The sequence below is a fragment of the Gracilibacillus ureilyticus genome, assembly GCF_900111195.1.
Lineage (GTDB): Bacteria > Bacillota > Bacilli > Bacillales > Amphibacillaceae > Gracilibacillus > Gracilibacillus ureilyticus.
Genome location: NZ_FOGL01000006.1, coordinates 137,736 through 151,286 on the forward strand (window position 1 = coordinate 137,736; position 13,551 = coordinate 151,286).

General features: G+C 36.2%; 10 protein-coding genes. 7 read left to right on the top strand and 3 right to left on the bottom strand.

Going from position 1 to position 13,551, the window contains the following annotated elements; all coding sequences use genetic code 11:
* Window positions 1-2 precede the first annotated feature (2 nt).
* Both BMW36_RS08120 and pdaA read left to right on the top strand, forming a co-directional pair.
* Window positions 3-1,310 carry a Na+/H+ antiporter family protein gene (locus tag BMW36_RS08120; RefSeq protein WP_089740365.1) on the top strand — a complete coding sequence of 436 codons (1,308 nt, stop codon included), beginning with the start codon at window positions 3-5 and terminating at the stop codon, window positions 1,308-1,310.
* A 58-nt stretch (window positions 1,311-1,368) separates the two neighbouring features.
* Window positions 1,369-2,154: a delta-lactam-biosynthetic de-N-acetylase gene (gene pdaA, locus BMW36_RS08125; protein WP_089740366.1), complete on the top strand. Its 786-nt coding sequence runs from the start codon at window positions 1,369-1,371 to the stop codon at window positions 2,152-2,154.
* A 37-nt stretch (window positions 2,155-2,191) separates the two neighbouring features.
* Here the strand turns inward: pdaA and BMW36_RS08130 are convergent, their stop codons facing one another.
* The 3 genes from BMW36_RS08130 to BMW36_RS20315 all read right to left on the bottom strand — a co-directional run bounded on the left by BMW36_RS08130 (window position 2,192) and on the right by BMW36_RS20315 (window position 7,504).
* Window positions 2,192-4,288 carry an RNA degradosome polyphosphate kinase gene (locus BMW36_RS08130; protein ID WP_089740367.1) on the bottom strand — a complete coding sequence of 699 codons (2,097 nt, stop codon included), beginning with the start codon at window positions 4,286-4,288 and terminating at the stop codon, window positions 2,192-2,194.
* A 135-nt stretch (window positions 4,289-4,423) separates the two neighbouring features.
* Window positions 4,424-5,962, bottom strand: coding sequence for a Ppx/GppA family phosphatase (locus BMW36_RS08135; protein ID WP_089740368.1), 1,539 nt, complete (start codon window positions 5,960-5,962; stop codon window positions 4,424-4,426).
* A gap of 168 nt (window positions 5,963-6,130) precedes the next feature.
* Window positions 6,131-7,504 carry a tetratricopeptide repeat protein gene (locus BMW36_RS20315; protein ID WP_089740369.1) on the bottom strand — a complete coding sequence of 458 codons (1,374 nt, stop codon included), beginning with the start codon at window positions 7,502-7,504 and terminating at the stop codon, window positions 6,131-6,133.
* 438 nt (window positions 7,505-7,942) lie between these two features.
* On the opposite strand from BMW36_RS20315, the gene BMW36_RS08145 reads away from it, so the two are divergent.
* From BMW36_RS08145 to BMW36_RS08165, 5 genes are all read left to right on the top strand, one after another.
* The gene (locus BMW36_RS08145) at window positions 7,943-10,048 is read left to right on the top strand and encodes an ATP-dependent Clp protease ATP-binding subunit (RefSeq protein WP_089740370.1); all 2,106 of its coding nucleotides are present in this window, start codon (window positions 7,943-7,945) and stop codon (window positions 10,046-10,048) included.
* A gap of 394 nt (window positions 10,049-10,442) precedes the next feature.
* Window positions 10,443-11,270 carry a dimethylarginine dimethylaminohydrolase family protein gene (locus BMW36_RS08150; protein ID WP_089740371.1) on the top strand — a complete coding sequence of 276 codons (828 nt, stop codon included), beginning with the start codon at window positions 10,443-10,445 and terminating at the stop codon, window positions 11,268-11,270.
* Between the two features lie 287 nt (window positions 11,271-11,557).
* Complete coding sequence (locus BMW36_RS08155) at window positions 11,558-11,764, top strand: PLD nuclease N-terminal domain-containing protein (protein WP_089740372.1); 207 nt, start codon at window positions 11,558-11,560, stop codon at window positions 11,762-11,764.
* A complete protein-coding gene (locus tag BMW36_RS08160) occupies window positions 11,765-12,673 on the top strand; it encodes an ABC transporter ATP-binding protein (RefSeq protein WP_089740373.1) in 909 nt (302 codons plus the stop codon).
* Window positions 12,673-13,449, top strand: coding sequence for an ABC transporter permease (locus BMW36_RS08165; RefSeq protein WP_089740374.1), 777 nt, complete (start codon window positions 12,673-12,675; stop codon window positions 13,447-13,449). Before BMW36_RS08160 ends, BMW36_RS08165 begins: the two co-directional genes overlap by 1 nt.
* Window positions 13,450-13,551 lie beyond the last annotated feature (102 nt).

A 13,551-nucleotide genomic window follows, 5' to 3' on the forward strand; every position in this document is an offset into this window, starting at 1 on the left:
GAATGGAATGGATCGTAGCGGCATCTGTATTGACGATGCTCGTCCTTAGTTTACTTCGTGTCCATGTTATATTTGCTATTATTATTTCAGCAATTATTGCAGGTCTTATGGCTGGAATGAATATGCAGGACACTGTTGACATGCTTATTGAGGGAATGGGTGAACAAGCAAATACTGCTTTAAGCTATATTTTATTAGGTGTTTTTGCTGTAATGATTAGCTATACCGGCATTACAACAATATTAGTTCGGGGATTGATACGTGTATTAACTGGCAAAAAAACAATGCTCGTCTTAGCGATTGCGGGTATTGCGTGTTTATCACAGAATTTAATACCAGTTCATATCGCTTTTATACCAATATTAATACCGCCATTATTAAGTATTTTTGATCAAATGAAGCTAGATCGCCGGGCGGTTGCTACTGCATTAACTTTTGGTTTAAAAGCTCCGTATGTAATGATTCCGGTCGGGTTTGGGCTGATTTTTCATGAAACAATTCAAAAAGGCATGAGTACAAATGGAATAGAGCTATCTGTAAAGGAAATTGCCGGATCCTTGTTAATTCCTGGATCCGGAATGATTGTAGGATTGTTGATCGCTGTTTTTATATCTTACCGAAAAGACAGAGAACCGGCACAGTTGCTCCATACGACTTGGAATGATCAAAAAGAGCATGAAGATAAAGTGATTTTCACTCGCCAGCATGCTTTTACTATTATAGCCATTGTAATTGCGCTAGTAGTTCAAATTATAACAGGAAGTCTTGTAATTGGGGCACTGGCAGGAATAACGGGAATGGTGTTATTCTTTGCTGTTCCATTGAAGGAAGGTGATACCTTCGTTCAGAAAGGTATCGGCATGATGGGTACAATAGCATTCGTAATGTTAGTTGCTTCAGGCTTTGCTGAGATTCTGAAAAACACGGGTGCTGTCGACGCCCTTGTATCAGCATCATCATCCATGCTTGGTGAAAATAAGGCAATCATTGCATTTATTTTATTACTTGTTGGATTACTAATTACATTGGGAATTGGTTCCTCATTCGGAACAATTCCAATCATAGCTGCATTGTATGTTCCTATCTGTGCTGCAGCCGGCTTCTCTCCAATGGCAATTGCTACATTAATAGGTACAGCGGCTGCATTGGGAGATGCCGGTTCTCCAGCTTCTGACAGTACTTTAGGCCCTACTTCCGGATTAAGTGCTGATGGGAAACATCACCACATATGGGATACTTGTGTACCAACATTTTTGCATTTTAATATTCCTTTGTTTATTTTTGGCTGGATTGCCAGCATTATTTTGTAAAATATAAGCATAAGATCACCATATTTCATGGAAAATAGAAATAAAAAAGGTGATGTTAATGCGAAAATTATATTTACTTCTAATGATGGGCATTTTATTTACGGTCATGCCATTAGAAATGGCTGCTGAAGGCTATGGCTGGGGATATAAGAAAGCGACAGACAACCAGCCTCCCGATGTAGGAAAGTATAAAGCGATACTCGATAAATATAACAGTTTTTATATCGACCCATCTGGTGAAAAAAATGTTTATCTTACATTTGACAATGGGTATGAAGCTGGTTTTACAGAACAGATATTAGACGTGCTGAAAGAGAAAAAGGTCCCTGCAACTTTCTTTCTAACAGGTCACTATGTTGATGACAAGCCGGATTTAGTAAAGCGCATGTTAAGAGAAGGACATATAATCGGAAACCATTCTGATACGCATAGAGACTTTACTAAATTATCTAAAGAGGAATTAAAAGAAGATATAGAAATATTAACAAACAAATTAAAGAAGGTTTCGGAAAATGCGGTAGTCCAATATGTAAGACCTCCAAAAGGTACCTTTAACGAGCAGTCTTTACAATGGGCGAATGAATTGGGTTATACCCATGTATTCTGGTCATTAGCTTTTGTGGATTGGAATGAAGGTCAGGAGAAAGGCTGGGAATATGCTTATAACCAGGTGATTGATCAAATACACCCAGGCGCCATTATTCTGATGCATACTGTATCAAAAGATAATGCAGATGCACTGGCACCAATTATTGATGAATTAAAAAAGAAAGGCTATAAATTTAAAAGTCTGGATGATTTAATGATGAAAGAACTGCTTCCGGAAGCGGTAATAGGGCTGTAAGAAAAAACTTGGCTTAACTTTTAGCCAAGTTTTTCTGTTATTCTTCATCATCCAATACACGGTAGGCCATATCAAAAAGGACAAGCTGGCTGTCAACTAAAGGATCAGTTGTGGTATCTTTAACATGTGTATAGCTTCCATCACTGTGCTGAATTCTCATTTTAGCTGTATCATTTAACATAATGTTTAACATCTCTAACACCCGTGATTTTATTCTGCCTTCAAATATAGGAAACATCAGTTCCACCCGTTTTACCATATTACGTGTCATTAAATCAGCCGAAGACAGGAACAGTTTTTCTTCCCCATTATGATGGAAAAAGTATATTCGGCTATGTTCCAGAAATCTGCCTACTATGCTGCATACTTTTATATTATCACTGATTCCTTTAATACCCGGCTTTAGGCAGCATATTCCGCGAATAATAAGCGTAATTTGGACTCCAGCCTGAGATGCTTCATAAAATTTCTGTATTAATGGTTTGTCTGTTAAAGAATTCATTTTAGCAATAATTCTGCCATTCCCATACTTTCTGTGATAAGTAATTTCGGCTTCTATATACTGGATAATGTCATTTCGGATATCAAAAGGTGACATGGATAAATGGTGGAAGTCAGGTTTCTCTGTATAACCACTTAAATAATTGAAAAAATTAGTGGCATCAATTCCAAATTTCCTTTTTGTTGTGAGGTAGGACATATCTGTATAGAATTTTGCAGTCTGGTCATTATAATTCCCTGTGCCTAAATGAACTACACGTTCAATTTTCCCATTAGTTCTTCTTACAACTAAAGTTATTTTACTGTGTGTTTTTAATGAAATCATCCCGTAAATCACATGGCAGCCAGCTTTTTCTAACATTTTGGCCCATTGGACATTATTTTCTTCATCAAACCTTGCTTTTAATTCAACCAGTACAGTTACTTGCTTGCCGTTCTCAGCAGCTCTTTTTAACCCTTCAATGATAGGGGAATCACCGCTCACCCTGTATAAGGTTTGCTTAATTGCCAAGACTTCCGGATCATTTGCTGCTTCGCTAATTAAATCAATAATCGGTCCAAATGATTCATATGGATGATGTAAGAAAATATCCCGTTTGCGTACCGCTTCATATATATTCTCTTCTTCATGAATATCCTGTGGGGGCTGTGGAATCAATGTTTGAAAAACGAGATGTTCATACTCCTTTTTCAGCGTGCTGTAAAAGTCGGCGAGAAAGGTTAAATCCAATGGACCATGAATAATATAAAGATCTTTCCGATGGATTTCCAGTACGTGTAAGAGAAATTCAATCATTTGAGGATTTTCTTCTCTGGCGTCTACTTCCAGTCTTACTGCCGCACCCCATTTACGCTTTTTTAATTCTTTCTCGATTTCTTTTAATAAATCCCGTGCACCTTCTTCATGAATGGTCATATCAGCATTCCTTGTAATACGGAAGGTTGTAGTTGACTTAACCTTATACCCTTTAAAGAACTTGCCAATAAAATAACTAATCAAATCCTCAAGCAGTATATATTGATGATTTTCACCAAGGCGTATAAATCTGTCTAGTAATACAGGGACCTGTACTATTGCTGTTTTTAGCTGTTCAGCGTCTAAATCATACAGATCCTCTAATTGTACAGCTAAGTTAATGGACTTGTTTAACAGCATAGGGAAAGTACGGTATGCATCAATAGCCATTGGTGTTAATACAGGAAATATATGCTCATCAAAGTAATTCTCTAAATCGTTTAACTGGCTGCTTGTTAAGTCACTCACCTTCATAATCTCTATACCCGCTTCATCAAGCGGTATGCTTAGCTGCCGATAAATATCATATTGTTCTTCTACTAATTGATGATTAAATTTTGATATTTGGGATAACTGCTCCTTAGGCGTCAGACCAGATTTATTATCTTTACGATTAAAGCCAGCTTTTACCTGATCTTTTAAACCCGCTACCCGTACCATAAAGAACTCATCTAAATTAGAAGAAAATATAGCAAGAAAACGAAGTCTCTCCAATAAAGGATTACTGTCATCATCCGCTTCACCAAGTACTCTTTTATTAAAAGATAACCAGCTTATCTCTCTGTTATTGTAATAGGATGGCAATCCCAGCTCTTTCTCTAATTCAGCAGTTGTCATTGTTAATCATTCCTTTTTACAGTTTATGAAAGTATAAAAATAAATAGAGTAATTATATTAATTTAAAATTATTACTACTCTATCATAACGCTATTAAAAGGAAGTTTTGTTAAATTAGTGTAAATTTAATGTGAATTACTCCTTTACATTAGCTTGAAGAAAATGAAGATCCACGTCCATTTTTGCTAATTTTTCTAAGTGTTTCTTTTGTTTTTCTGCCTGGTATTCTTCGGGAGTACAGTCACCATCACAGTAAATGGAAAAGGTTAATTTCTGCTGCCTTTTTTTGATATGGATATCCTTTACTACTTGTCTTTTAGTAGCATCAAGACAGTATGTGAATTTAAGCAATGCCCCAAGATGAAGAATTTTTTTTCGTTCTTCTTTTAAGAACCAGTTTTTATATGGCTGGATAAATTGTTTAAATACAGTTTTATTTTTATACGAAGCGATTAGAGCAATCATTAGGCGCTCTCTGTGCATCAGCCCGTCGATTGTTCTGTTTGCAAGTAAATAAAATGTATGTTGGGCACTCGATTCTGCATCAATGTATTCACCAAGATGACAAAGATAACTGGCACGTTTCACAAGACTCCAATCATTTTTATCCAGATGGATAATGCCATTTTGTTTCAGATAGTCAAATACCTTTCTTGTCAGGTACTGGACATGCATAATTTGTTTCGGTTCCAAATTAAAGTCATTAATTAATTCCTGAATACTATCCTCCAACACATTAGGAAAAAGGATAGAACCCATCTCCTTTGATAATTGTTCATAGAATACCCCATCACGTAAACCTTTTCGGCTTAGTATAAAACAATCTGCCTGGACGGTTTGGTAAAGGGTATGAAAAACTTGAATAGCTGGAATGATGATATCGGCACGGTCTTTTGACAGTCCCTCGACTTTTGGCAATTTATCGGGACTTAAGGATGTTAAGTAATTACTGACCATCTGTATATCTTTATCGAACATTTTATACTGATGAAGACCGGCGAGTGAATATTTTTTTAAATTCTGTTCTATCTGAACTAAGTTTCGGGCACTACCGCCGATTGCGATAAGTGGAATTTCCCGGCCTGCCAACCATGGTAATGTATGAAATTGTTTACTCAGGTAGTGGTGTAATTGAACAAGTTCCTCATCTGTCGGGATTTCTTCTGTGAAGAATTCTTTTAAAGTAAGTGCCCCGAATGGGAAACTGTGGGAGTGAATTAATTCTCTGTTCTTAAAATAGGTGACCTCTGTACTGCCCCCGCCTATATCTACTGTGATCCCTTCTTCAATGGAAGTCGAATTAACGACAGCCAGGTACCCGTAATATGCTTCTTCTTCTTCTGAAAGTATTCTCATTGGAAGTCCGGTTTCCTTTTCAGCAATGGTTATAATTTCTTCTTTGTTATTAGCTTGTCTGATAGTAGCAGTTGCCACACACACAACTTCTTTCAATTGATAAACACCTAATACATCCTGGAAACTGCTTAAAGTGGAAACTAGCTTGTTGATTCCATCCATTGAAAGATTATTTGCCGGATCAAGAAAAGTGCGTAACCTTGCGACCGCTTTTACATTTTCTACTTCTTTTAGACGTCCGCCTTTTTCCTGTAGGTATATAACAAGACGCATTGTATTTGAGCCGATATCGATTATAGCGTAGTACTCTTTCTTCATTCCATATCACCTGATCTCTTTGTTGGGATTTAGCAATATTATATCATAGACAAAGAATGATGAAGTAGCGCAAACGGCAAAAAAAGTATACGATTACATTCATGGTATGATAAAGATTAACCCTTTATGCTGCATGAAACAGAATAGTTACCAGAACATCTGATGCTTCTAAGATGTTCTGGTACGTGATGACATATTAACTAATAACTCCTGATAATCTTTTGCTGAGTTTAAATCACCAATGGCATAATAACTTTTCTGCAGATATTGTAACGGTTTAGGATCATCCGGAGATAATTCCATCTCCCATTCAAAACATTGAATAGCTTTGTCATATTGTTCTAAATGATAGTAGATCTCACCAAGTGCATATTGCTCGTCAGGGTTTTGTTCAAGTTGTTTCATATTTTTTAGTTTCGTTATTACAGGCAATTCAACGGCGCTAAGATGTTCAAGTATTTCAGTGATTGAAATATGCGGTAACAGCTTTCTTGTACAATAATGAATAAGTTTCTCCATCTTTGTCTGGTCACTTTTATAATGGCTTGTAATATAAGGGAAAAGTTGACTTTTATACTGCTTTAATAACTCTCCTTCAGCTGTTAGCAGTGCTTTCTCAAAAACCTCTAAATCCATTTTTTCACCTGTAACAAGTGCATGAGAAACAATCGTTTCATTTGAATCGTTCTCTGATAATATTCGAATAATCCTGTCAGACGCGGGGTCTAATTTTAATAACTCTCTCCAGAATGACTCAGTAATATCTTTATTATTCAATTTCTTTAATTCTGTTTCGAATTGTTCAAGATCAGTTGATGAAAAAGGGGGATGAGAAGTTTGGAACAACTGGTACCTCAATGAAAGGGAGTCAAACCATCTCTCTTCTTTTTGATAAAATTGGAGTAACTGATTAATAACAGCATTTGAGGTAAGGTAATCTGCTGAGACAGCTTCAATATATAACGAATCTGTCCAATTGGATACTAATTGATTGTATTTTGAGTATGTTTCCTGATATTTCTGAAAATCCATATGATGAAGCATATCTGTCGCGAAGCGGTCGTGTGGACGAACAAGGGCATAGTTAACAATTGTCCGGAAAGCCAGTTTCATCTGACCATTACGACGGTACTGGTAGAAGATTTTTTTACAGAGAGCGCTTATTTTCTTTTGATCCAGAAAATTATCAAACATTGACAGAACATACAGCATTTCAATATCCGTGTATTTATCTTTTAAGTTTTGAAACATTTGATTAGACGTCGTGATCCGGTATTTTTTATCCGGACTAAGAAATGCTCGTGTTAGAGGATGCTTGGAAGGGTACTGGATACCATTGGTAAGAGCTCTTTTAAGAAAAGAATGGAGTTTAATTGCATTTAGTTTTTTTGCATTGATAAATTTATCCTTATAGAAGATAGCAGTATAACATTGGTTGTTTTTATCGGTTAACTCTACTATTTTAGCTTGTTTAAATAAAGTAAGTTGCATTACATTCATTTTCAATGGCTTTTTATGGTGTAGAAACGTAATGGTCGTCATTATTTGCAACAACTCCTTTTTCCTTATTGTTTTTATCATATCATATTAGATTAAGTCGTGAAAGGCTATAGCAATGTAAATTGTATGTTAAGATTATTACATTTAAATTCGGAAGATTTATTCTTATGATAAACTGTAAGAAAAAATGGGGGGATACTAAGTTGTTAAAAGAACTTTTCTGGTCTTTATTAATAGCTGTATTACTGTTGTTTATCCCGTTCGGTGCAGTTTTATAAAAAATATAGAATTATAGAACCCAATCTGCTAAACAGATTGGGTTCTTTTATGTTTATATATGAAAAAATTAATGCAAATCATGAGCAAAGCACTTGAAAGTCAAAAAAGGTCAAAGTATAATATGAAATAGAAAAGGTCAAATATAGTCAAAGTCAAATGTATGACCTTCTCATTAAAAGAAATTGAAGGAGGAATAAAAAGATGAAATGTCAACATTGTGGAGAACGTCAAGCCAACATTAATGTTAGCCTTCGATTTAATGATCAAACACAAAATATTCAAGTTTGTGACACATGCTTTCAAGATATAAAAAATGAAATGAATCAGCCGTCCAATATGTTTGGTGGACAAGGCTTTGAATCTTTTTTTACAGGAAATGGCCAGTCCAATACCAAAACTTATTCTAAAAATAAAAAAGGAAATGGATTGATTGACCAGCTTGGTAAAAACTTAACCGATGCTGCAAGTGCAGGTTTAATTGACCCGGTTATTGGGCGCGATAATGAAGTGAAACGTGTGATTGAAACATTAAATCGCCGTAATAAGAACAATCCGGTTCTTATTGGGGAACCCGGTGTCGGTAAAACAGCCATAGCGGAAGGACTTGCACTGAAAGTAGCAGAAGGTAATGTTCCTTCAAAATTATTAAATAAACAAATCTATATATTGGATGTAGCATCATTAGTTGCAAATACTGGTGTGAGAGGCCAGTTTGAAGAGCGCATGAAACAATTGATTAATGAGTTGCAGGAACGCCAGAATGTGATTCTTTTTGTAGATGAGATTCATTTACTTGTAGGGGCCGGTTCTGCGGAAGGTTCTCAAATGGACGCAGGTAATATCCTGAAACCTGCCCTGGCTAGAGGGGAATTACAATTAATTGGTGCTACGACATTAAAAGAATATCGTCAAATTGAGAAGGACGCTGCATTGGAACGCCGCTTCCAGCCGATTATGGTAAAAGAGCCAAGTGTGGAAGAAGCAGAGAAAATATTACAAGGTCTGAGAGAACGGTACGAAAATTATCATAAAGTAACTTATTCTGAAGAAGTAATTCGAGCAGCAGTTACTCTTTCTAAACGATACATTCAGGATCGCTTTTTACCTGATAAGGCAATTGATTTAATTGACGAAGCTGGTGCAAGGCTGAATTTGGAAGTTTCCGATACAGATCAGGATACATTACAAAAACGCCTTGACGAAATCTCGAAGGAAAAGACAGAGGCTGCAGAACAAGAGGATTATGAAAGAGCAGCAAATTTGAGACACCAGGAAATTAAATTAGAAAAGAAATTAGCTGAAACGAAAGAAGTACCAAAAGCAGAAGTAAGTGTAGAAGATATTCAGTTAATAATTGAAGAAAAAACTGGTATTCCAGTACGTAAACTCCAAGCAGATGAGCAATCCAGAATGAAGAAATTAGCAGAAAACTTAGCTGCAAAAGTAATTGGTCAGCAAGTAGCTGTTGATAAAGTAGCAAAAGCTGTACGCCGGAGTCGTGCAGGTTTGAAAGCGAAGCAGCGTCCGATTGGTTCATTCTTATTTGTAGGTCCGACTGGTGTAGGGAAAACGGAATTAACTAAGGCATTAGCAGAGGAGTTATTCGGTACGAAAGAAGCGATGATCAGACTGGATATGAGTGAATATATGGAGAAACATACCGTATCCAAGATTATCGGCTCACCACCAGGATACGTTGGACATGAAGAAGCTGGGCAGCTTACAGAAAAAGTCCGCCGCAATCCGTACAGTCTGATCTTGTTAGATGAAATTGAAAAAGCGCACCCTGATGTGCAAAATATGTTTTTGCAGATAATGGAAGATGGCCATTTAACAGACAGTCACGGCCGGACAGTAAGTTTTAAAGATACAGTAATTATTATGACAAGCAATGCAGGAACAGGTGCGAAGAAAATTACAGTTGGGTTTAACAGTAATAACAATGAAGCTGTTTCGATAATGGAAAACTTAGGCGGTTATTTCAAACCGGAATTTCTGAATCGGTTTGATGCCATTATTCCATTCAATGAGCTTACTCAGGCTGATCTGTTACAGATTGTTGACTTAATGCTGGCAGAGCTTAAGGGACAATTAGCTGAGGAAGGATTAAATATTGAAATTAGTGAAGAAGCGAAACAATTCCTTGCAAATAAAGGATATGACCCGCGGTTTGGTGCTCGTCCATTGCGCCGGGTAATCCAGGATAAAGTAGAAGATGGCATTACAGATATTCTGCTGGAAGAAGAAAGTATAACTCGAATTAATATTGCACTTGAGAATGAAGACATCGTTATAACAAAAGCATAAAAGTAAAATAAAATTCTGGCTGTGAGATTCTTTCAGCCAGAGTTTTTTTATTGGCGGTATGTGTTGAAAAGAATAAAGAAGCACAGACCTGCTACGCTTTTATAGCAAGTCCGTGCTTATATGGATCGAATTATTCTATTATATGAATTATCTCTAAAAAAATTACTGAAACATTACTCTAAATGTCAAAATTAAAAATGACAGGAAGTTAGGGTTTTTCATTCTTTTGCGATTCATTTAATTCCCCTCCCTTTTTCAAATGATTTAATGTAATTTAAGAATAACATGACATAATTAGGTGCAAAATTAACATGTCAGAAAATGTAACGCTGTTTTTTTAAATAAGGTGGATTCTTTTTTTGTTATAATAAAAAATTAGAGGAGGGCTGATAGAATGATTAGTCAAAAAACTGAGTATGGCCGACTGGAGAGAGTAGTTGTATGCCCGCCAACTTATATGGAGATAAGAGAGATTATTAATACAACCCAAAGAGTATATGAAGATGATAATATTGATGTAGATCGTGCACTTGCCCAGCATGATAATTTTGTGAAAACACTAAAACAAAATGGTGTAGATGTAATTTCTTTACAGCCTTATAAAGCGTTTAATGAACAGGTGTTTACACGGGATATTGGTTTTACTATTGATGATACGATTTTTATCGCAAAGATGGGAAGAGATATCCGCGAAGAAGAAGTGGAGATATTAAAAGCGTACCTGGATAAAGAAGAAATTTCCTATGAGATGCTGACAACCCCGTCAATCGAAGGTGGCGATGTTATTGTTTCACCGGAGTATGTATTTGTTGGTGTCAGTACCAGAACAACCCTTGAGGCAATAAACTCACTACAAAGTAAGCTGCCGCAAAAAAAAGTGATACCATTACCGATTAGAAATGATATTTTACATTTAGACTGCACTTTTAATTTGATCAGTGAAAATGAAGCATTGATCTATTCACCTGGTTTCACTAAAGAAGATGTTCAGTGGTTAAGGGAAAGGTTTGAACTTATAGAAGTGTCTGAAAAAGAACAATTTACTTTAGGTACCAATGTCCTCTCAATAGGTAATAAAAATATAATTTCACTAACAGAGAATAGCGAAGTAAATGAAGAACTGACAAAAAGAGGTTATCAGATCATTGATGTTCCCTTTTCTGAGATCATTAAGTCAGGTGGATCTTTTCGATGCTGTTCCATGCCGATTGAGCGAGAATAGTGAGTTATACAGGCGTGGGATAATCCAGAACGAAGTCTGTACAATCGTCCAGGCTTAAATGATACTCTACAATTTTAATTGGAAGTTACTAATTTTAGACATAAGAAAATTCTCATGAACATTATGCATATTTTGTTTATGAGAATTTTCTTTTAAATGGGTACCTAAATTGGAGGATAGGTCAAACAGTATTTTTCTTGATGCTGAATATAAGAACTGCTGCATTCTTTTCTCTATATGAAACTTAACAGCCGGGACATCCGTATTGTTAAGAGGAGGTGAGTTTTATGGATGAACTTCAGCAGCTTATAGATATATTACCAATAATTGCACCGGTAATTGTCATTCAATTGATTCTCATGTTAGTTGCACTTGTATCTTTAATCAGGGCAGATGATACAAATGGTCCAAAATGGTTATGGGCAATATTAATTTTATTTTTTAGCTTAATTGGTCCGATCTTATATTTTATTGTTGGGAGGAGGCAGTCCTAGATGGCTGTAATAAAAGTGCAAGGCTTGAAGAAAAAGTTTAAAGGAGCAGAAATAATTAAAGGGTTGGACTTTCAACTGGAGACGGGGCGCTGTGTTGCATTACTTGGACCGAATGGGGCAGGTAAAACAACTACACTTCGCATACTTTCAGGTTTATTAAAGCCAACTGATGGAACAGTCCTGTTTGAAGGCAGAGAAAAAAATAGGGACATCAGGCATTTTATTGGCTATTTGCCTCAATATCCTGTCTTTCATTCCTGGATGAGCGGGAAAGAGTTTTTGGTATACGTGGGGATGCTTGCACATCTGCCGAAAAAAGAAGCTGGTGAGCGTGCAGAGAAGTTATTGAAGAAAGTAGATATCTATGAAGCTGGAAATAGAAAAATTGCAAGTTATTCTGGCGGGATGCGACAGAGACTCGGAATTGCACAGGCAATGATTCATCAGCCGCAATTATTATTATTGGATGAACCCGTCTCAGCATTAGATCCGATTGGAAGGCGGGAAGTATTAACATTGATGGAAGAATTAAAAGAACAGACAACTATTTTGTTCTCCACACATATTTTAGGTGATGCAGAGGAAATTTGTGATGATCTACTATTACTTCACAAAGGTAAAATAGTAGAAAAAGGCGCGATAGAAGAGTTGAGAAATAAGAACCAGTCTGCAAAATTTGAACTGAAATTCTCAAGTAATTCCCTTACATATTTTGAACGGATTAAATCAATGGACATAGTACAGGATTGCCTGATGGTCAAGAGTGAAATCCATGTACAAGTAAAAGATATCGAAAAGGCACGTCAGCAAATTCTGGCTGCATCTATTAAAAATAACTGGCCCCTGGTAAAATTTGAATTAAGCCGAACTTCCCTGGAAGATCTTTTTATGAAAGTGGTGAAAAACTAATGCAGTGGATGACAGTATTTTCTAAAGAATTGCTGGAGGACTGGCGTAGTTATAAATGGATTTGGGTACCATTAGTTTTTATTTTATTATGTATTATGGATCCGCTATCAAGCTACTATTTACCCCAAATTCTCGAAGCTGTCGGCGGATTGCCGGATGGTACTGTAATAGAAATGCCGGAAACTCTGCCGGAAGAAGCATTAATGATGAGTCTTGCACAACTAAGTATGATAGGTGTAATGATTATTGCAGCAATAACCATGGGGGTCATTGCGGGAGAACGCAAAAGTGGTGTTGCTGAACTGGTATTAGTAAAACCAATTCCTTATTTGACCTATATCACAGCAAAATGGGCTGCAAAATTGCTGTTGATATTTAGTTCCTATTTACTTGGAATGTTAGCAAGCTGGTATTATGTAAACTTACTGTTCGGGGAAATATCCTTTTTAAAGTTTATGGGAGTGTTTTTCTTTTACTTCATTTGGCTTGCATTTGTGACGACTTTATCCGTATTTTATAATACAACAGTAAAAGTACCCGGCCTAGTAATTTCATATACATTACTGACTCTTATTGTAATGTCGGTTTTATATAAAATTTTTGCACATATAATGCCATGGTTCCCTAACAGCATAAGCACTCACCTTATGAGATTTGTAATGGAGAATAATATTCCGGGTGAGTTATGGGGGGCAGCTGGAATTACTGCTGTCTTGTCTGTAATTCTTCTTGTTTTATCTAACTATGTTTTTAAAACTAAAGAAATGGCTGATTAAAAAGTAAAAGTCACGATGCCCGCTGTGGCTTTTTATGTCAAAGAAAGACTTTTGCTCATTAGTGTATCAATAAAAATCGGTTATCTTTTCCGTAAAAGAGGG